Origin of the sequence: Mesorhizobium sp. M6A.T.Ce.TU.002.03.1.1 (assembly GCF_003997275.1) — a bacterium.
Classification (GTDB): Bacteria; Pseudomonadota; Alphaproteobacteria; order Rhizobiales; family Rhizobiaceae; genus Mesorhizobium; species Mesorhizobium mediterraneum.
Genome location: NZ_RZTI01000004.1, coordinates 24,830 through 44,439 on the forward strand (window position 1 = coordinate 24,830; position 19,610 = coordinate 44,439).

A 19,610-nucleotide genomic window follows, 5' to 3' on the forward strand; every position below is an offset into this window, starting at 1 on the left:
TATCGGAGTGTCGTCCATGGCCCTTACCAATGCTGGTAACGAGGCAGAACCTGTCGAACAATCGAGCCATTCTGAGGTCGAGCAGCACAGCACCAAGGTGCTGATGCTGGGCGCGTTGGGCGTGGTTTACGGCGATATCGGCACCAGCCCGATCTATGCATTCCGAGAGGCGTTGCACGCATCGGCCGGTGGCAACGTCGCCAACCGTGGCGACATCCTCGGCGTACTCTCGCTGATTATCTGGTCGCTGACGATCACCGTCACCATCAAATACATCATGTTCGTGCTCCGTGCGGACAATCGCGGCGAGGGCGGGGTGCTGTCGCTGATGGCGCTGGCGCGCAACAGTTTCCCGACGCGCTCGGCGGTGATCCTCGGCATCGGCATTGTCGGCGCGGCGCTTTTTTTCGGCGACGCAGTCATTACGCCGGCGATCTCGGTGCTGTCGGCGGTCGAAGGTATGAATGTCGTCACGCCGACATTCCAGCCCTATGTGGTGCCGCTGACACTGGCCATCTTGGCGATCGTGTTTGCGGTACAGCGGTTTGGCACCGGTGGCGTAGGATTGGTGTTCGGGCCCGTTACCGCGCTGTGGTTCCTGGCCATCGGCCTTTCCGGCCTCAACCACATCATGGACGACCCGGAAATCCTGCTGGCAATCAGCCCGCATTACATCGTGTCATTCCTGATCAACTCGCCCGAAGTCGCCTTCGTCACGGTTGGTGCGGTTTTTCTCGCCGTCACCGGCGCTGAGGCGCTCTATGCCGACCTCGGCCATTTCGGGCGCAAGCCGATCGTGCTTGCCTGGCTGGCCATCGTGTTTCCTTGTCTGTTGCTCAACTATGTCGGGCAAGGCGCCTTCGTGCTGGCAAATGGCGGCGTTGTCGGTCATCCATTCTTCGAGATGAACCAGGGCTGGACGCTTATTCCGATGGTCGTGCTGGCGACGGCGGCGACCGTTATCGCCAGCCAGGCGGTGATCTCCGGCGCCTTCTCACTGACCAGACAGGCGGTGCAGCTCAATATGCTGCCGCGTTTCGTCATCCAGCACACGTCGGAAAAACAGTCGGGCCAGATCTATCTGCCGCGCATCAACCTGATGCTGGCGCTGGTGGTGATGTTGCTGGTGGTCGGCTTCGGCGAATCCAGCCGCCTGGCCTCGGCCTACGGTATTTCGGTGACCGGCAACATGCTGGTGACGAACATACTGCTTTTTGTTGTGATGACGCGCATCTGGAAATGGCCGCTCGGCGTCGCGGTCGCCCTGATGGCGGTGTTCGCCTTCGTCGATACCGGCTTCTTTGCAGCCAACATAGTCAAGGTGTTTGAAGGGGGCTGGTCCTCGCTTGCCATTGCCGCGGTTATTGTGCTGACCATGTGGACCTGGATCCGCGGCACCCGCTATTTGTTCGAAAAGACCCGCCGGAACGAGATCCCGCTGGATTTCCTTGCAGGCAATCTGTTGAAGAGGAAACCGCAGCTGATGTCCGGTACGGCCGTGTTCCTGACCAGCGATCCCGCCAGCGCGCCGACCGCGTTGATGCACAGCCTGAAGCACTACAAGGTGCTGCACGAACAGAATGTCATCCTCTCGGTGGTGACGGCGCAACAACCCGTCGTGCCCGACAGTGACCGGGTCAAGATGGAAACGATCAACGAGCTGTTCATGCGGGTGACGCTGACCTTCGGCTATATGGAGCAGCCCAATATCCCGCGCGCGCTGGCGATCTGCCGCAAGCAGGGCTGGAAGTTCGACATCATGACGACCTCTTTCTTCCTGTCGCGGCGCTCGCTCAAGGCCTCGCCCAATTCCGGCATGCCGGTCTGGCAGGACAAGCTGTTCATCGGGCTGGCGCGCACGGCGGCCGACGCAACGGAATATTTCCAGATCCCGACCGGACGTGTGGTTGAGATCGGAACGCAGGTGGCGATTTAGTGCATGCCGCAGTTCAGCAGCTGAGAAGCCACTTGAGCGTGTCCATAGAAAGCGCCTCACTGAATACCAAACATCCCCATCCTCTGTTTGGTACGTTTCCAACTCTTGATATCTTTAGGAATTGACCAAGGATCGCTGCTTGGGTTCTGTCTCGGGAGGCGCGACTTCGGTGAGCAGAACTCCAGCAGCCCTTTCCCAGACTCTCCGCATGAATCGGAGTAGCCTGCTTCCATCGGCGATTTACATCATGGGCATCGCCGTTGAGCGACGGCCACGCTTCCGCCCTAATGGGAGGAACAGCTATGGTCAGTAACACCAGCTCAATGAGTGGCATTGCCTATCCCAGCGACCTGGCTTTGTTGAAGCAGGTCTTTGATCGTGTCTGCGCCGAGGCAGGTATCTCCGTTAGTAGCATGCAGGCGGAGCGCCTGAGCGTGAGCGTAATGGCACTGTTCTCGGACGGCGAGTTCGATGAGGCCGTTCTTTATGAACGCCTTAAGCTTGATGCCCGCTCCTTGCCCAGAACGGGCAGCGTATGACCTCCGATCATCAGGAAGTCCTCACGAGCCTTGTAGCTCGTTATGAAACCGTAGTGTCGATACAGGACCGGATCGTTGAGCACGACCGGGCGTTTCGGGCCTAGCATCCGAATTGGATGAAGGCCTACTGGAGCGGCTGCTCGTCTCGTTACGGAAGGCCCGCGTCGCCCTGGAGCGCGAGATTGGGCCTACTTTTTAGTCCCGCTGTAACTATCGTTGGAGGTCCGCCACCGAGAGGAATTGGCGACGGACCTCGACAGTGGCTGCACCGAGACGGATCGACCGCTGCAAGTCTTTAACCGACGTGGACCTGCATTTGTTCCCCTAATGCAACCATCCCTGATCTGCGGGTTACGCAAAAGGCGGGGAACCTCGGCCGACATGATAAAGCGCGACATAGCTGGGCATAAGTCCCTTGCAGACGCCGTTCGGGAGTTGATCGGAACCGAAGACAATCGTCGTCATGTACAGAAGCTGTTTGGGCCAGTCGACACAGAGCTAAGCCCAACCCTAGCTTCATTACTTGAGGCGATTGGTAAGGCCAGAGACGACGAAGCTCTATAGCCGCCCTACATTCCCCTAATGGTTACCTATTGGTTCTCCCCTCCGGTGTACGTCAAGACCGACCGGCCTGGGACGACCTACGGAGTAAACCACCTAGAGAGTGCAGCCGAGGAACTCATGAAGTGGTCCAAGCGTGGACCTGTGGAGGAAGGCGGTCCAGGCCTGCGTTGACGCGTTTGAGAACCGGGCGACCCCGATGGATGTCCGTCAGGCCTTCGAGGCTGCTGCCAAGGAGGAGGGGGTGCTACGGTCCCGTGAGTAGCGCTCCGGGTTTGTTTCCGACCCGGCCCAATCACTGGAAGGGCGTCAGGAGCATGTCAGACCGGCATCTAAGGACATCAAAAAACGCGTACGTAGCTTCGCAGGGCCGTTCAGCCGTGCGTCAAGGCTGTGTGAAGGATTTGAAGGGCGAGAAGACCTAGGCCCGCTTCACTAGGAACAATCTCACAGTTCGGCAGTTCTCTTTTGTCACAAAAGAGATTTCAAATGTCAGAGTCGCGAGAATGGCTGGTGCAATGGCTTCGGGACGCTCATGCCATGGAAGAGCAGGCCGAAACAATGTTGAACGGGCAGCTAAGCCGTATTGAGAACTATCCGGAACTCAGCGATCGAATGCGTCTGCACCTTGATGAAACGAGGGAACAGGCTGCTCGGCTGAAAGCCTGTCTCGACCGGATGGATGAGGGTTCATCCACTATGAAGGATGCTGGCGGAAAGTTGACTGCCCTGGCGCAATCCTTGAGTGGCGTCTTCGCAGGCGACGAGGTGATGAAGGGCTCCCTTGCGAGCTACACGTTCGAACACATGGAAATCGCCTCCTACACGATCCTCATTGCCGCCGCTGAATCGCTGGGCGAAACCGAGGTCGTGCGGGCTTGCGAAGAGAACCTGCGAGAGGAGGTCGCCATGGCGGAATGGTTGAAAGACCATCTTCCGTCGACAACCGAGGAGTTCCTCGCGAGGGCCGAAACGGACAGCGACTCTGCCAAGCGCTGATCTGCTGCACCTGGCTGAGCGGTGCCTGGCGTCGGACGCGCAAGCCCGTCACTCCAGTCGGGCACGTCGCCTCGAACAAAGAGGGTCGTCGGCTCGCCCCATTCGCCCCGCCGAGTTAGCATCATGGGACCACGCAATAGCCGCGGCATGTTTGCTCGCAAGAGCGTTCGCGGTCCTTACTGCCCGATCTTCCGACTGCTGCTCTGCTGGACCGAAGACAGCCTGAAGGTGCCCGGTCTCGTCGGCGTCGAAGGCGGTGACCACAATGAATTGGGAGCCTTCTGCTGCGGCAGGAGCTGTCTCGCATGCTGACTGCCTTCCTCTGCCGCGAACCTGTTCGGTGTCGCTGGGACCGTCTTCGGCGGTGCCATCCCTGCTAAACTCATGACTCTAAGTAGCGGCCGCTAGAGCCAGCCCACGCTCCAGGGCAGCGTTAGCGAGGAGAAGCGCCTTGACTACTTCTCTGGCCCCACGATGGGCAGCTATGGCCTCGTTGGTCGCGAGCTTCCAGTCGGCAGCATCAAGTTGCTGTTCCTGCGATCTCCGCTTTGTTGTCCCGTGCCTGTTGTTCTCTCTGGGCTGTCCAGCCGCACGTGTTGGGTGGAAGACGTTGGCTCGGCACCGAATGGAAGCTCAGCAATGCCACGGGGCTGGGCAGCTTCTGATATTCAGTGCTGGGTTCTGCAAAGCAAGCGCAGCTTCCAGCGGCGTGACCTGAAGGGATATTCGGGGACATTGAGCCGGAATTCGCGGGGAATGAGCTGCGAGCGAGCGAAGGTTTCCATCATCAAGGCGACAAAACTGCATGGCCGGCCGTGGGCAATTTAAGCACTGGGTCCGCCGTTTTACGTGGCGCGCTAACCCATTCACTTTCTTGGCGGCCCCGAAGCGGCGTCGGCGAGCGCCTGGCTTGCGAGTTTTGCTTTGATGTCGCGCGCCATCCGCAGATGCTCGAGCACAGTCGGCAAAGTATCTGAGCCGAAATGCTGGAGGTCGGCATCCTGGCCCGAAACGATCTCCCATTCGAGCAGTTGCACGGTCCTCTGGTGATCGGTGATCTGGCCGCTGATATAGGCAAGGTCGAACGCAGCCCCTTCGAGCTTTTCGAGTTTGGCACGCAGCTGCTTGTGCTCGTCGTCGAGCCCTTGCGGCAGTGGGATCTTGTCGCTTTCGGCAAGCGATTTCAGTTTCTCGTTTGCCGCTGAGTGGTCGTCGACCATGCGGCTGGCAAATTCCTTGATGGCGGAATGGCTGGATTTTTTCGCAAGATTACCGAAATCGACTTCTGCCGTGCCGCCGGCCACGGCGAGCTGCGCGAACAGCTGGTCCTGATAGTTCGCCTGATGCGGCATGGGCTGACCCGGCGAGTCCATCAATGTGTCCGGGGCGTTGCCGGCCGGATTTCCGATCTGCGCAAAGAGAGGCGATGCGCAGAGTGCCGTCAGGCCCAAGGTCGTTGCAAGAACACGCATGAAAACCTCCACCGAAGATGTGCCGACCGGTCGGCCTGCCGCGTGTCAAAGTGCGAGCATATAGGCGACGAGATCATCCTTCTCGTCCTGGGTGAGCTTGACGCCGAGCACCAGGTTGAAGAACTCCACCGTATCGGCCAGCGTCATCAGACGGCCGTCATGCAGATAGGGTGGCGTGTCCTTGATGCCGCGCAGCGTAAACGTCTTGATCGGCCCGTCGGGCAGTTCCACCATGTCGTTGACGGTCCGCCCGGGTTTGTAGAAGCGCTCCAGTTTCAAATCGTGCATGTTGTTGTCCATGAACGATGTTTGCGGGTCATGGCATGCCGAGCAGCGGCCCTTTCCCATGAACACCCGCTCGCCCGCCAGCTCCTTTTCGCTGGCCATGGCGGGATCGAGCTTTCCGAACGCATCGAGCTTCGGCGCCGGCGGAAAGTCGATGATGTTCTGCATCTGCGCCATCATCGCCACCTGATTGGTGCGGTCTGGTAGGTTGACGCCTTTCCTGGTAGCGCTGACATGGTCGCCGTTGAAATAGGCGGTGCGTTGCTCGAATTCGGTGAAATCCTCGACTGAACGCAGCGACCGTTTCGACCCGTGGATTTGTTGGTTGAACAGGCCGCGCAGGCTGGTCGGATCGAGGCGGAAGCGCGCTGCCTGCGGCCTGACATCGGGCGTCAGATGAAAGGCGGCGTTGGTGCTGAAATTGGCGTGGCAATCGAGGCAGGCGACGCCCATGCTTTGCGCGGCGACCTTGCGGTCCTCGGATTGAATTCCTCCTGTGGGAACGGCGTCAACAGAAGCCGCAGACCCTCCCGGTGGGGCCAGCAGCTTGGAGCGGGGATCTTGGAGGGCCGCTAGGCCTGACTGGCGAGCCTTTGACTAGGGTGCTCGCCTTCGAGCGAACTCGTGCGCTCAAGCAAATGGGAACGAGCCATGCGAACGAAGTACGTGGCGTACTGCCGCAGTATCCAAGCCACAAGGCGCCCCGTAATCGGTCAATGCATCTGGCACGGCACTGCACTTTTATTTCTGAGCTTGGGCGGCGCGGCTACCCTATGTATTCGCCTCTGTCCTCAGCTTTTGCGCCGCTTGGACACTTCTTCTCCCGACGTTGCCTTCCCTGGCAGGGTGTTTTCGCCAATGCCGGACTTGGCTGCAAAACTATAAAGAAGGCCTGCAGCGACGAGCACCAAAAGCGTGCCGAGCGCCGCCACCTGCCACAGACCAGCCCCGCCACGCCAATTGCGCCAGACAGCCACATGCCCGCACCGGTCGTCAGCCCGTGGATCTCGCCTCTCGAAAACAAAATCGATCCGGCAGCAAGGAACGCGACGCCAGCGGTGACCGCTTCGACGACGCGAATCGGATCGACCTTTACCGAATCCTGCAGAAATATCGGCGCGTGAACGATTTCAATCGTCAGAATGCCGAACGTAGCCGCTGCGACGCAGACCAGAATATGCGTGCGAAGCGCTGCAGGCCGATTTCGCCATTCGCGTTCGAAACCGATCGCAGCACCGAAAATCGACGCCAGTAGAAGCCTCGCCGCAATGACCGGAAACGGGACGTATGTCGGATGGCCGAATTCTTGGAGAAGTTGTTGCATGAGTAATCCAGGCTGCCCGACACAACGTGATCGGGACGGCCCGGTTCCCCAAGCGCTGCGGGTGCTGCGGCTGTGCGCTGTTTTGACATTTCGACCTTGCGGTGTCGGATTATTTGCATGCAAATTTGCGACGCTAATCCTCCCCTTCTCAACGTACCATTCTGGGAGGAATGCATGGCTGCGCATGTGCAACATGCCGTTGAAATAATGAAGGGCAAAGGGTGGTCGGTTCGCGTGACGGTCAATGGTACCACTACCACGGTCCCTTTCACAGCTGAGAGCTACGCGCGCTCGTTTGCAGACGGTCAGGTCTTCCGGCTGGGCGTTCAGGTGGCGGAGCTCAAAAGGTCGGCTTAGCAGCGGGTTTTTGTCCCAATCGTTCATGCGGGCTCCGACCTGGTGCTGCCAGGGGCCGGGCGGCCTCAGCGGCCCGAATGGCGACCCCAGCACGCAACGTGCATCCTGGCACCGTAGAATCGCTGAAGAAAGTCGCGCAGCGAGCTCTTTAATTGGTGGCTTCGGCTGCTGCCACAGGCTGCAGGCTAGTTCGTCGCGTTCGGCAGGTCACTCAGGAGTACGCTGGCACGAGCCTCGTTTCGCGCAATGGCAACGCCATAGTGAAACGCAGGCCGCCGGGATTGTAATGCAGTTGACCTTCGCATTGCATTGCACTGTAACCACTCTTTCCAGCAATGTCGTTCCAAAGCCTCGTCGACTCGGCGGCTGCACAATGGGGCCGTCCCGCTCCTGCCAATGAAGATGCAGGACCTGCTCACCTGCGGAATCCGGTATCCACCATTGCACTTCAAGGCGGCCTTGCGGGCGCGACAGGGCGCCGATTTTTGCTGAGTTGGAGGCAAGTTCATGAAACGCCATGCCGACAGGTATCGCAATATCGGCGACGAGGGCCACATTCGGACCATGCAGTGAAATTCGCGGCTCGCCATGGATCTCGTAGTGGCTCAGTTCCGCCTCAAGCAACTTCTGTAAAGAGGCCGTCTGCCAATAGTCGTCTGTAAGCATTGAGTGCGTGTCGACAAGCGACACGATTCTTGCGTATATATTGTGCTCGCCACGGAGGTGCTTGACGCGCAGCTTGACCTCCCCCGGCTGCACCCACTGGGTCGCGGGTCGCTTCACGCCGCAGCGTTCGTCGTGTTGACGGCCATCGGCTCGGTTGGCCAGAGCGCAGGGCAAGACTGATAATTTTTCTCGCCCTTACCGGCGCCGGGATCGAGATCCTGCAGGGCACGCAAATAATAAGTCGCGACATGGACATATTCGACTGGTTTGCCGATTGTGTCGGCATCGCGTGCGGGCTCGCGATTGCAAGCTGGACAAAGAAGTTAGTTAGCGGATTCTCCTAGGTCACGACCTGTCAAGCTGGGGCTAATTGGCCGCGTGAAGCACTTGCCTGCTAGGAAAATCGCCGCGCCGGTCGGCCGCGTGTTCGAAGTGCTTGAAGCCTTGGAGACCCGCAAAGTGGCATACTCGCCTAAATGTCGTGGTCGCGGGTCAGTCGCTCGACCGTTTCGATGATCGCCTTGGCCAGCGCCTCGCCCTCGTTCACGGGTAACGGGCCATAGAGCACGTTTACCGCCTCTTCGCTCGGCAGCACCCCGGCCGGACAGGTGAGCTCGATCGCGATGCGCACGAGCTGCAGGCCGGTTCTTTCCCCATAGATGTAATTTCTCATCCATGGCCAGCATACTGGCGCTGGGCTGGCGATCGTCAAGGCCTGCGGAGTTTGCGCGGATATAGAACGGCGGACGGACGACGCTATTTGGAATCACGGAGCCAACCGACGATCTTGCGTGCTTCTCCCTCGGCCACGTCCAGCCGCGCAAAATATCCAGATGGGATATGGTTGGTGGGTCCCCATTCGGGGTCCGGGTGACCGAGGTCTGGGTCTGGAGGAATGATCCCCTGTTCTCTCCATTGAAAAAGACCATTATCGTTTTCATAGAAGACTACGCGTCGCTTGCCGTCTGCGGATAAGAGGACCTTGGGTGTTTGTTCCATTCTTGCCCCACAGATTCCTTTGAAAAATAATCAATCAGAAATCAATCACGGCGCGTGGTGGCAATAGTGCCCATTCAACGCCGCGAGTCTGGCGTGGCTCCCTCCGCCATACAATCGATTTTATCCGACGTGTCACATCCGCGTGATCTAGCGGTGCCCAATGAAACCGGCTAAGGGGAATCGCGGGTTTGGGGGAAAATTCTCGTGAATAGCCAAAAAGACGCAGAGCGTATCCGTGCCGAAATGTCGATCGCACAGGCGATTTATGACGCCATTTGCGAGATGAACGGATCTTCGTACAGGCAAGACAAAGAACCTATGCGGTGGGACACTTCGTCGGGCACACCGTTGAGCCTGATGAGTATTGACGGCTTTTTCGAATTGCGGGAACTCGCCCGGCGCATAGCGTCGAAAATCGACACGCCTGCGCTGATCAGTCTGAAAAGCCACACCGCGCAACCGCCACAAAAGATTGACTTCCACTAGGATAGATTTGCCATCGTGGGCCAGATGAACGTAGCCTCGTCGGCCAGGATCATTATCCCGCGTCTTCGTGCGCTCTTTCGAGCCCCGCCTGAACGATTCACAGCGTCCTCGAAACATCGACGCTGGTATAGAGTTCGGATTCGCCGGAGCTAACGGCGACGCCAAAGCCGGCCGTGTTGCTTGTTGTCGTGCAGAAATGCTCAATGGCCCGGCGACAGCGGTTCCCCATCCAACCGAGTCAGTTTGGGCGTGAGGGCTGGTGTCCGCCACGGAACGCGAGCCCGGATGAGACGACCACTCGGGTTTTGACGTGTGCTTCCCGCCGCAACAGAAACTCGGGTGGTCGCTGATGTCTTCGCCCGATCTCGCGAAGGAAGCCAACGGCTGGTAGGCGTCGGAGAATCATGGTGGAGCAATAGGCGTTAGGAGCCCCTAGATGTTCGGCCCTCTAGGTGCTCTGGTTCTGGCCGATAAACTAGGCCCAGAATGCGTCTTTCGAGTTCACGCCTATGACTATGAAAACATTGGACTTTTCGCGCTGTTTGTTACACAGTTTGTTACGCGCTAGAACGACGGTTTAAGCTCTCGCCTCTGAGCTCGCCCGCCCAATCCACCCCGACCTGATGGAGCCGAAGCCTTGTCGATCACTTGGGGGTGTACGTGAGGGCTTGGGTTCAGAAGGTGATGCAATGCTGACACGCGCGGCGATGGCCGATTTGCGCGCTCCAAGTCGGCCGTTCAGACTGTCTCAATCGCAACCTAATGCCGACTTTCCGGCGAGCCTTCTCATCGTGTGGTTACGCCATCTACCGACCTTCCGCAGGTCCGCAGGGCAATCTGAACGTCTTCATCGGTGCCGACTGCGGACTGCCAATACGGCGGTGCTCGGTCTGTCGAAGCAAGGCGTCGCCGTCCAGGAGATCGTCCGCCGCCGCGCAGCCCCCCGGGTTAGCGGAGCGGCGGACATTCCTGCCGGTCAAGTCAATGTGCCCCCGAAGCGAGGATCCCGCTCACAATATCACGGACACGGTCGGCCTCCTTCGGGCTGGAATTCTGGTTCCCGCTGTGCTGCACCGCGATATAGCACAGGCCGCTCCCGCCAAATGGCCGTCCATCCGGATTTCGAGGCGCTCGAGGACCCAGGGCTGCTGTCGAAGGAGAAGCTGCTGGCCGGCGGTATTCTAGCCGGCTCGGCTAACAGGGAAGACGAGGACGATGTCGTTGAGGACCAGGTGTCGTGAGCGGGCGTTATCGCGTTGCGACCACAAAGACAGTCGATGACTCAGGACCAGGACAACTGGTCGTGCGGTAGCCGGTGATCGGAATCGTGAACCCACGGCTTTATCGCGGTCTACAAGATTGGCAGGAAAGATCACCAGATTGGTGCCGCCGGCGTGACGCAGCGACGGGAAAAGGATGCCGCGAAGCCCGGCCGTAATAACCACGTCCGCGAGCTTCCACGATGGCGGGTCTTTCTTGTCGATGCGATCGATCTGGCGCCAGGCACAATCCCATTCCTGCCAGGTGCTGTCCCAGATGTCCGGGTCGAATCCCTGCGAAAGTCGGCGACCTCAGAAGCGTGATCTTGTAGGCCGCAAGGGCGGCGGGCGGGGGATGCTAGCGCCCTGCTTGTATTCCTCCAGCGCTGTCTGCGTCGAACGGGACAGATAGAGCGCTTCGACGCCGGGTCGATTGAAGCGCCCGCCGTCGATCGCAGCTCCTTCGCCTGGTGGGCAGGAAAGCCCATTTGGGTGTCAGATAGCGATGGAAGATCTCGTCTGGACCGCCCCGGGTGACCCTCACCCACGCGCTCCATTCTCGAGATCCCGGACTGCTTCGACCTGACCGTCGGCCACGAGTTCGGCCGCCGTACGATGGCTATAGTCAGCGGTCGGTTCGTTGCGATACCAGTAGATCGCCTTGTCGACGTCGCCAGTGAGCTCCGTCGCGGCCGAGATCACCTTCACCATCTCGCGCATCCGACCCTGCAGCCGCTCCGATGACGGGTTACGGAGCGTGTTGCGGTGGACGCCGGTCAACTGCGCCAAATTGGCAACCTTCACGCCTAGCGCCTGCGACAGGCGCTTCGGCGAGATATAGGGCGTGCGCGGCTCCTGCAGGCTATCGACAAAGCCTGAGACCACCTTGGAGTGTGCGAGCTGTGCGTGGGTCATGAGAAATCTCCCACCTCTCATATGCATAATATATGCACACCTCAACGCGTAGCAAGTGAACAGCCTCACGCTGTCCTTCCTCATCCACGTAGCGGTTGTTAGCTCGCTGCAGCAATGCGCACAATGTCGGTCACGAAACCCGCTGGCTCCATAAAAGCGGACGCTACAGGATCCGTTACGGAATGTGATACTCGGGCCACTTCCCGACATTCGAGTTGCCTAGCAAATAGCCGGCCTAGCAGCCTGCTCTAGCAGGCTTGTCGCGTACCTCGGCGGCCCACAATCGGAGACCGCTCCTACGCCATGGAGCCTCTACCGATTCTCGTGAGCGACCACAGTGAAGGATTCGATGCGCAATTGCGTCATCCATGCGACTTATTCGGCGTCGAATGGAAAGCGCTCCAGTAAGTGCGCTTCCATCCGCGTAACGGCTGCCGTAATGCTTCGGAGCGCCTATTTCTGATGCGCACTATGAATAAGTCATTGACAATCATATGCTTATGCATAGATTATTTAAAATTAACCAATAATCAGATTTTCATTGGCAAACTCTTCTATCGGGCAATGCCTGTGTCGGAGGGGACGCGTGATGAGTCTGGGTGCCGCAGGGCTCGTGCCCATAACGCCGACTGCGTTTATCAAGAAATGGCGGAAGTCGGATCTTAGCGAGCGACAAACCGCCCAAGAACACTTTCTCGACATCTGCTCGCTGATCGGCCATCCATCTCCGGTGCGTGAGGACCCGAGCGGGGAATTCTTCGCGTTCGAGAAAGGTGCGAACAAGCTCGGAGGCGGAAAAGGCTTCGCCGACGTGTGGAAGAAGGGGTATTTCGCCTGGGAGTACAAACGTAAGAAGGGCAACCTCGACCAGGCCCTTCTGCAGTTGATGCGGTATGCACCGGCGCTCTCAAGTCCACCGCTCCACATCGTGTGCGACATCGAACGGCTTCGCATCCATACCGCTTGGACCAACACCGTCCCATCTATCTACGAGATCACTCTGGATGACCTCGCGGAGCCTGCAGCACGCGAGATACTGCGCAACGTCTTCTTCAATCCGGAGAAGCTGAGGCCGACCAGAACGCGCGCCGCGGTCACGAAGGAGGCCGCAGACAAGTTTTCCACAATCGCCCTCCGGCTTCAGGGACACGGCACCCCGGATGAGATCGCTCATTTCGTAAATCAGCTCGTGTTCTGCTTCTTCGCTCAGAGCGTGAACCTCCTGCCAGACGGGCTGTTCACCAAGCTCCTAAGGCGATGCGCCCGCGTTCCAGACCGGGCGATAGGCTACCTCAACAAGCTGTTTGAAGCGATGGAGCGCGGCGGCGAGTTCGATCTGGCCGATATCGCATGGTTCAACGGTGGTCTGTTCGACGGTCGCCGAGCGCTGCAGCTAGATGACGGCGACATCGATTTGCTTATCGCCGCAGACAGCCTCGATTGGGGGCTCATCGATCCGACGATCTTTGGAACTCTGTTCGAGCGATTTCTCGACCCGGAAAAACGCGCCCAGATCGGCGCGCATTACACTGATCCAGAAAAGATCATGCGCCTTGTCGACCCTGTCATTTTGAGACCTCTACGACAGGAATGGGAACAAGCAAGGCAGGAGATCGTCGAGTTCCTGAATGGCAGTCGCAAGCCACCAATGCGCAAACAGCAATCCCGCCGGATGACGCGGGAGGAAGCGGCCGCTGAAGTGCGATCCCGTTTCACGGAACGGCTGCGAAAGCTCCGCATCTTGGATCCGGCATGCGGTTCCGGGAACTTCCTTTACCTCGCTCTCCAAGGGGTGAAGGACATCGAACACCGCGCCAACCTCGACTGCGAGATGCTCGGCTTGCCCGCGCAGCTTCCGCTCACAGGGCCGGAAATCCTGCGCGGCATCGAAATCAACACGATGGCCGCCGAGCTTGCACGTACGACCATCTGGATCGGCGATATTCAGTGGCAGATCAAGAACGGGATTCGCTCGAAATCGATTCCAATCCTGCGCAAGCTGGACGCAATCGAAAAGCGAGACGCCTTGGTAAGGCAGGCCGAAGACCTTGATACAGCGCTTGACGCACAAGGAGACCTTCTGGCTGCCCTAGGGCCACCCACGGGAGATGCCGAAGCTGAATGGCCGGAAGCAGAATTCATCGTTGGGAATCCACCCTTTCTTGGCGTGCGCTTGATGCGACAAGCCTTAGGCAATTCGACGGTTGAACGCCTTTTCGACGTTTACGACGGGAGGGTCCCTCGCGAGGCTGATCTCGTCTGTTATTGGGTTGAGAAATCCCGCGCAGCCGTGGCAGCAGATCGAACGCGCCGGGTGGGGCTGGTCACGACGAATTCCATACGCGCTGGAGCGAATCGAAAGGTGATGGATCGGATCATTGCCGAAAACCGGCTATTCGAAGCCTGGAGTGACGAGCCGTGGGTCGTCGATGGCGCGGCCGTGCGGGTATCCCTAATCTGCTTCGGCCACGGCGAGGACCCGTTGTGCCTCGATGGGAGGTCGGTTGCACAGATAAACGCAGATCTTACCGCGGGCGTGACCGACTTGACCAAGGCGCGCCGGCTCTCTGCAAACCGGAACGTAGCATTCATGGGCGATACGAAAGGCGGCGCCTTCGATGTCCCGGGTAGCTTGGCGCGGAGTTGGCTCTCCATGCCGATGAATCCCAACGGCAGGCCAAACTCAGATGTGCTCCATCCATGGCGCAATGGAATGGATATCACTCGCCGCGGCCGAGATATGTGGATCGTGGATTTCGACTGGGAGATGTCCGAGCAGGAGGCTGCACTTTACGAGGCGCCGTTCCAATACATCAGAGAGCATGTGTTTCCGGAGCGCTCACAGAACAGGCGCGATGCATACCGCGAGCGTTGGTGGCGACACGTGGAGCCGAGACCGGCTTTCCACGCTTCCTTGCAGGGCCATTCGCGCTACGTGGCCACACCTCGCGTCGCAAAGCATCGGACATTCGTATGGCTTGATCAATCGATACTGCCCGATTCCCGTATCTTCGCGTTTTCTCGGTCAGACGATGTCTTTTTCGGAATTCTTCACTCCCGATTTCACGAGGCGTGGAGCTTGCGAACTTGCTCGTGGCACGGCGTCGGCAATGATCCGACCTACAATAGTGCGGGAGTGTTCGAGACCTTCCCGTTCCCCGAGGGCCTCACTCCGGACATCCCTGCAGTTCGATATGAAAAGCATTCACGCGCCATCGCTATATCAAGCGCGGCCAAGAGACTTGATGACATACGAAACGCATGGCTCAACCCGAGCGACCTGGTCCAGATTGAGCCCGAGGTGGTGCTCGGCTATCCGGATCGAATCCTTCCGAAGGACATCGCATCGGAAACGATCCTGCGTGAGCGTACCCTGACCAGCCTCTACAACCGGCGTCCGCAGTGGCTAGTCGATGCCCACTCGGACCTGGATGCCGCCGTTGCCGCAGCCTACGGGTGGCCTGCCGATATCCCTGAAGATGAAGCCCTGGCGAATCTCCTAGAACTCAATCTGGCGCGTGAGGCATTCAACGCGCGCGCCAAATCCGGTTTGAAGACAGGAAAGCCACGTCGTCGTCCAACGCCGGAAGAGGTTCGACGTGCGCCGCAGATGAAGTTGCCCATTGCAGGTGGCCGCAAGTCAGTTGTCGGTCCGCAGCAACTGACCACCGAGGATCGCGAAAACCAGCCGACGTCAGCAGAGCGTCCGGGGAACACCAAACGCCGAAGAATCTGATCCAGGTCAGCCAAGTTGTGCGAGACGCCCTTGCTCCAGGATTGATGACCGACCCATTCCGGTCATTCCCGTTACACTTCATCAAGGACTGCTATGCGCCGCATCACGAACATTGGCGAGCGGCCTGCAGTTTCCCGGAAGCTGACCTACATCACACATACACTAGGAGAATGCCCTCCTACGCCGAAGTTGTGATTTCAATCCTCACCGACGGCAGGCCAGCCGCAACTTCTTCGTCGATTCAATTGCGTCTGTGACTTGATCCTGATCTTCTGGCGAGCCATCCTGTCATAGACAGAACATGTGGGGGAGGGGATGAATTTTGGGGCTTTCAGGTCAAGAATTACCGTAACATCATTGACTCCGGCTGGATCAATGCCAATCGGATCACGGCGTTCGTGGGCCAAAACGAGGCTGGCAAGAGCAATCTCTTTGAGGCGCTTTACACGCTGAATCCTATTATCCCGGGCGCCGAGTACAGTCTTGACGAAGACTGGCCGGTAGACCGATGGGAAGGTCGCAAGGAGGCGAATGGCAAGCTCGTCTGCAAGGCCCAATTTGTTCTGTCACGCGAGGAGATAGAAGAGCTTGCCTCGGCGGCACTCGTCACGCCTAAGGTGGAGCAGGGGGAGGAGGCCCCCCAGGTGCCACCGTTGTCCGGGTCGTTCTCTGGCGCAACTATGGCTCTCAGACCAGCTTCAAGGTGCACGACTTCGCCGAAGGAACCTTGGACGAGAATAAGGCCGTCGCTTGGGCCAAAGTGAACGTTCCCAAATTCGTCTATATCCACGACTATGAGATGTCCGGCGCGCAGATGGAGCTTGACCAGCTCAAGCAGCGACTGGACGGTGTCGGCGGCGATAAAAACCGGCACAAGCTCAGCAACGAGGACCAGACCATCCTCGTCATCCTCGACCTCGCGAACATTGACCTTAATGACTTCATTCAGAAGGGGCAGTCCGCCCAGGGACGCACCGTTCGCTCCTTCGGCAAACGATCTGCCTCCAAATACTTGACTCGCCAGTTTGCCAACTTATGGCAGCAGAAGGAGGTGAATTTCGACATCGAGATCGACGGGCCTACCCTCAACATTTTTGCCGAAGACACAGCTATCGGAATGCCTGTGCGCCTCCACCGCCGTTCAACGGGCTTCCGCTGGTACGTCTCCTTCGCTTGGAAGTTCACCCACGCCACCCAAGGCGAATTCAAGGACTGCGTGCTGCTGCTGGAGGAACCGGGGGTGCATCTGCACTTCTCAGGACAGCGCGACCTCCTGAAGGTTTTCGAGCGGCTCGCCGAGCACAATACCATCCTTTACACCACGCACCTCGCCTCAATGGTCGAGCTTGCCCATCCGGAGCGGGTGCGGATTGTAGAGACGAGGGACTGCCACCTCGGGATCACACAGGGCATCGTTAGCGCACACCGGGAGCCGATGGCAGTCATCGAGCGGAGCCTCGGCCTCACCGGGGATCAGAGCGGGCTGCTCGGGAACCGGCAGGTGCTCATTGTGGAAGGCGGTGACGATGCGATCATCCTGCACAAGCTATCGGGCCTCTCGGGGCAGCTGGCAAAGAGCGGCTGTCGGACCGCATCTACATGTGGCCGGCGCATGGTGCTTCGAAGACGCCGATGTATGCGGGCTTTGCAATTGGCCAGGGTTGGGACGCCGGTGTACTTCTCGACAGTGACACAGCCGGACAAGCAGCCAAGGCAAAGATCGACGAGTTGTATGTCTCTAAGCTCGCGGCTGAAAAGGCCAAGCGCTTCCGGACTTTCATGCTAGGTAAGGCAACGGGTTCGAAGAAGACCGATTTTGCTGTTGAGGACCTATTCCCGGACAAGTTCTACTCGATTGCGTAAACACCGCGTATGGGCTGGCAATTAAGCCCGAGGATCTGCCGGTGGACGGGTCGGGTATGATTACTAAGCGCGTTGAGCATGTGCTCCAGGTCCGGTACGGAATGTCTGAACTTGATAAGCGACGTGTCCTCGGCGAATTGGAACCGCTTCGACAGGTGGACTACGGCGTCCGACCTTCCCACCGGAACCGCGGCCAGCGCGGAGAAACTCTTCAAGGCCATCAACGCCGCGTTCGTTGACGAGGTTTAGGGCCGATAGGATTCCCTCCGACACCTTCAAGCGCTCCTACCTAGCACGATGTTGCGATCAGTGCCGGCGGCCACTGCGGGCGCGATGAAAGAGTGGGTCATCGGATGGCGGCTGTTCCCTAAACTCGTCACAATGGCAGACAGTCTCTTTCGGCCCCAAACCGGTCATCCGTTGTGTCGCCGACCACCGGCGCTATTGGGTCCAGCGTGTTTGCAACCGGCGCGGGAGGGGTGGCTCAGTGTGAAACCAGTTCCACACTGAACGGGCGGTGCATTTGTTCTTGGTTCTTTTAGGTGCGAACCGATCCCTCGGTGCTGGCCATCACTTGCGCTCCACATCTTGCCTCGAATTGCGCGGTCGCTCGCCGGGGAGACTGATCATCTAGTCTACCACCATCATTTGGAACCCAGTTTAGCGTTGCCGGCACTACCAAGTGGACAGTTGTGAATGTCAGTTGCCCTTTGGCTCTACTCTGCATAGAAGCACTAGGCCGGGGTTATAAGGGTTGGGTGCTAGGGCGTGGGTTCTAAGTTCGAAAAGCTAAATAGGCTGCGCGAGTCGCTGCGCGAGTCTAACCATGATTTCCGTGCGAGTACCCAGTTGTTCAATAGCTTGGACGTCGCCAAGATTGATCGCGACATGGATCTCGCTGGTCGCGGGAAGGAACGTGGCGAGGCGAACCAGCCGCCAAAGAACGCCAAGAATCTCGACGATGTCGAACATGCTATCATTGAACGGGTTGAGGACGAGAAGAAGGCTTCCTATCACACGCTGGAGGACAGCTTGCAGCTTCTCGGCGGGCGCCTTGCCGGCCTAGATTTCGAAGAACAGTTCGGTCTAATCCGCCAGGCTAATGCAGCCAGCGTGTCGGACTTCAAGGCTTCGGTTGCCGTCGGTTTGGATGAACTCCATGGACTGAGAAGGGCTCTTAACGACGCTGAGAAAGAGCACGCTTGGTTTAAGGAAAAGCACGGTTTGGCTCGTGCTGCGCGGGTTCAGCACGGCGCGGCTCATCTTTTTAGGCTCTCGCTGCTGCTGTTCCTATTTCTCATCGAGACAGCAATGAACGGCAGTTTCCTTGCCAAAGGAAACGAACAGGGGCTCTTTGGTGGCATCTTGGAGGCCGCGGCATTCTCGTTCATCAACATAGGCGCCGCGTTGCTGCTTGCGGTTTTTTGCGCTCGCCTGGTCACCCACCGGTCGATCTTTGCAAAGCTGGTGGGGATTGGTTCGATCGTTTTTTATGTCGCCCTGGCTGTGACCATAAACCTGGCGCTGGCTCACTATCGCGAGGTGACAGGCTCGCTCGCAGACGGCGCAGGTGCAGAAGTTGTCCGCAATTTACGCGCCAATCCGGCCGGGCTGACAGACGTGAAGTCATGGCTGCTCTTTGCGATTGGCCTCATGTTTTCGATTTTCGCATTTATCGACGGTTGGTTCGTGTTCGATCCTTATCCAGGGTACGCGGGCGTCGAGAATCGATTGGTCGGCAGGCGCGAGGACTATATCGATCGCAAGAAGGAGCTGATTGAAGAGCTTCAAGACGTTCGCGATGACCACAACGAAAAGGTTGAGGACATCGTCAAGGATCTCGGCAGTCGTCGAAGAGAGCATCGCGCGATCGTCGATCACCGGACCAGGCTGTTGGCCCTTTTTGCTCAGCATCAGGACCAGTTGGAGCGAGCCTGTAACCAGCTTCTATCAAGGTACAGAGAAGCGAATATCCAGGCTAGGACCGAGCCTGCGCCCAAGCATTTCGGGGCATCGTACAAACTCGATCGGATTAAGCCACATATCTCGGGGGATGACCTGTGGAGCGAGGGGGACGTTGGCGCATCGATCCGCGGTGCACAAGAAGAGCTCAACGCGCAGGTTCGCCTGATCGGTCAGGAATGCGAGCGGGGGATTGAGCAGTACCGCGACCTCGACAAGCTTCATCCGGACGGCGTGAATGGCTAGGCGGG

Annotated in this window: 12 protein-coding genes and 4 pseudogenes; 9 read left to right on the forward strand and 7 right to left on the reverse strand. The window is 58.5% G+C overall.

What is annotated here, in order from left to right; translation table 11 throughout:
• Positions 1 to 16 precede the first annotated feature (16 nt).
• The 4 genes from EOC93_RS02410 to EOC93_RS02425 all read left to right on the forward strand — a co-directional run bounded on the left by EOC93_RS02410 (position 17) and on the right by EOC93_RS02425 (position 4,035).
• Positions 17 to 1,936 (forward strand): potassium transporter Kup, encoded by a 1,920-nt coding sequence (locus EOC93_RS02410; RefSeq protein WP_126104920.1) that lies wholly within the window; start codon positions 17 to 19, stop codon positions 1,934 to 1,936.
• Positions 1,937 to 2,238: 302 nt separating this feature from the next.
• Positions 2,239 to 2,475 (forward strand): hypothetical protein, encoded by a 237-nt coding sequence (locus EOC93_RS02415; RefSeq protein ID WP_091600251.1) that lies wholly within the window; start codon positions 2,239 to 2,241, stop codon positions 2,473 to 2,475.
• 697 nt (positions 2,476 to 3,172) lie between these two features.
• Entirely contained in the window at positions 3,173 to 3,301 is a 129-nt protein-coding gene (locus EOC93_RS34565) for a DUF982 domain-containing protein (protein WP_245458158.1), read from the forward strand.
• A gap of 224 nt (positions 3,302 to 3,525) precedes the next feature.
• Positions 3,526 to 4,035: a DUF892 family protein gene (locus EOC93_RS02425; RefSeq protein ID WP_126104921.1), complete on the forward strand. Its 510-nt coding sequence runs from the start codon at positions 3,526 to 3,528 to the stop codon at positions 4,033 to 4,035.
• An 866-nt stretch (positions 4,036 to 4,901) separates the two neighbouring features.
• Here EOC93_RS02425 and EOC93_RS02435 read toward each other — a convergent pair.
• The 5 genes and pseudogenes from EOC93_RS02435 to EOC93_RS02465 all read right to left on the reverse strand — a co-directional run bounded on the left by EOC93_RS02435 (position 4,902) and on the right by EOC93_RS02465 (position 8,812).
• Positions 4,902 to 5,507 (reverse strand): DUF4142 domain-containing protein, encoded by a 606-nt coding sequence (locus EOC93_RS02435; protein WP_126104922.1) that lies wholly within the window; start codon positions 5,505 to 5,507, stop codon positions 4,902 to 4,904.
• Positions 5,508 to 5,552: 45 nt separating this feature from the next.
• Positions 5,553 to 6,322, reverse strand: a pseudogene (locus tag EOC93_RS02440) (cytochrome B6); the annotation flags it as partial.
• 261 nt (positions 6,323 to 6,583) lie between these two features.
• Positions 6,584 to 7,116 (reverse strand): annotated as a pseudogene (locus tag EOC93_RS02445) (MgtC/SapB family protein).
• Between the two features lie 564 nt (positions 7,117 to 7,680).
• A complete protein-coding gene (locus tag EOC93_RS02455; protein ID WP_245458159.1) occupies positions 7,681 to 8,139 on the reverse strand; it encodes a sensor histidine kinase in 459 nt (152 codons plus the stop codon).
• A gap of 472 nt (positions 8,140 to 8,611) precedes the next feature.
• Complete coding sequence (locus EOC93_RS02465; RefSeq protein WP_095486945.1) at positions 8,612 to 8,812, reverse strand: hypothetical protein; 201 nt, start codon at positions 8,810 to 8,812, stop codon at positions 8,612 to 8,614.
• Between the two features lie 530 nt (positions 8,813 to 9,342).
• Here EOC93_RS02465 and EOC93_RS02470 point away from each other — a divergent pair.
• Both EOC93_RS02470 and EOC93_RS02475 read left to right on the forward strand, forming a co-directional pair.
• Positions 9,343 to 9,624, forward strand: coding sequence for a hypothetical protein (locus EOC93_RS02470; protein WP_126104924.1), 282 nt, complete (start codon positions 9,343 to 9,345; stop codon positions 9,622 to 9,624).
• 1,115 nt (positions 9,625 to 10,739) lie between these two features.
• Positions 10,740 to 10,865, forward strand: a pseudogene (locus EOC93_RS02475) (segregation and condensation protein B); the annotation flags it as partial.
• Here the strand turns inward: EOC93_RS02475 and EOC93_RS02480 are convergent.
• Together EOC93_RS02480 and EOC93_RS02490 are read right to left on the reverse strand one after the other, a co-directional pair.
• Positions 10,806 to 11,336, reverse strand: a pseudogene (locus EOC93_RS02480) (RES family NAD+ phosphorylase). The pseudogenes EOC93_RS02475 and EOC93_RS02480 overlap by 60 nt on opposite strands.
• A gap of 87 nt (positions 11,337 to 11,423) precedes the next feature.
• On the reverse strand, positions 11,424 to 11,798 hold the full coding sequence (locus tag EOC93_RS02490; RefSeq protein WP_127203769.1) for a hypothetical protein: 375 nt from the start codon (positions 11,796 to 11,798) through the stop codon (positions 11,424 to 11,426).
• A 589-nt stretch (positions 11,799 to 12,387) separates the two neighbouring features.
• Here EOC93_RS02490 and EOC93_RS02495 point away from each other — a divergent pair.
• The 3 genes from EOC93_RS02495 (at position 12,388) to EOC93_RS02505 (ending at position 19,605) form a co-directional block, all read left to right on the forward strand.
• A complete protein-coding gene (locus EOC93_RS02495; RefSeq protein ID WP_206437554.1) occupies positions 12,388 to 15,534 on the forward strand; it encodes a class I SAM-dependent DNA methyltransferase in 3,147 nt (1,048 codons plus the stop codon).
• A gap of 727 nt (positions 15,535 to 16,261) precedes the next feature.
• Positions 16,262 to 17,320, forward strand: a complete 1,059-nt coding sequence (locus EOC93_RS33960; RefSeq protein ID WP_164547110.1) for an AAA family ATPase — start codon at positions 16,262 to 16,264, stop codon at positions 17,318 to 17,320.
• Between the two features lie 845 nt (positions 17,321 to 18,165).
• Positions 18,166 to 19,605, forward strand: coding sequence for a hypothetical protein (locus EOC93_RS02505; protein ID WP_126104926.1), 1,440 nt, complete (start codon positions 18,166 to 18,168; stop codon positions 19,603 to 19,605).
• The last annotated feature ends 5 nt before the right edge of the window (positions 19,606 to 19,610 follow it).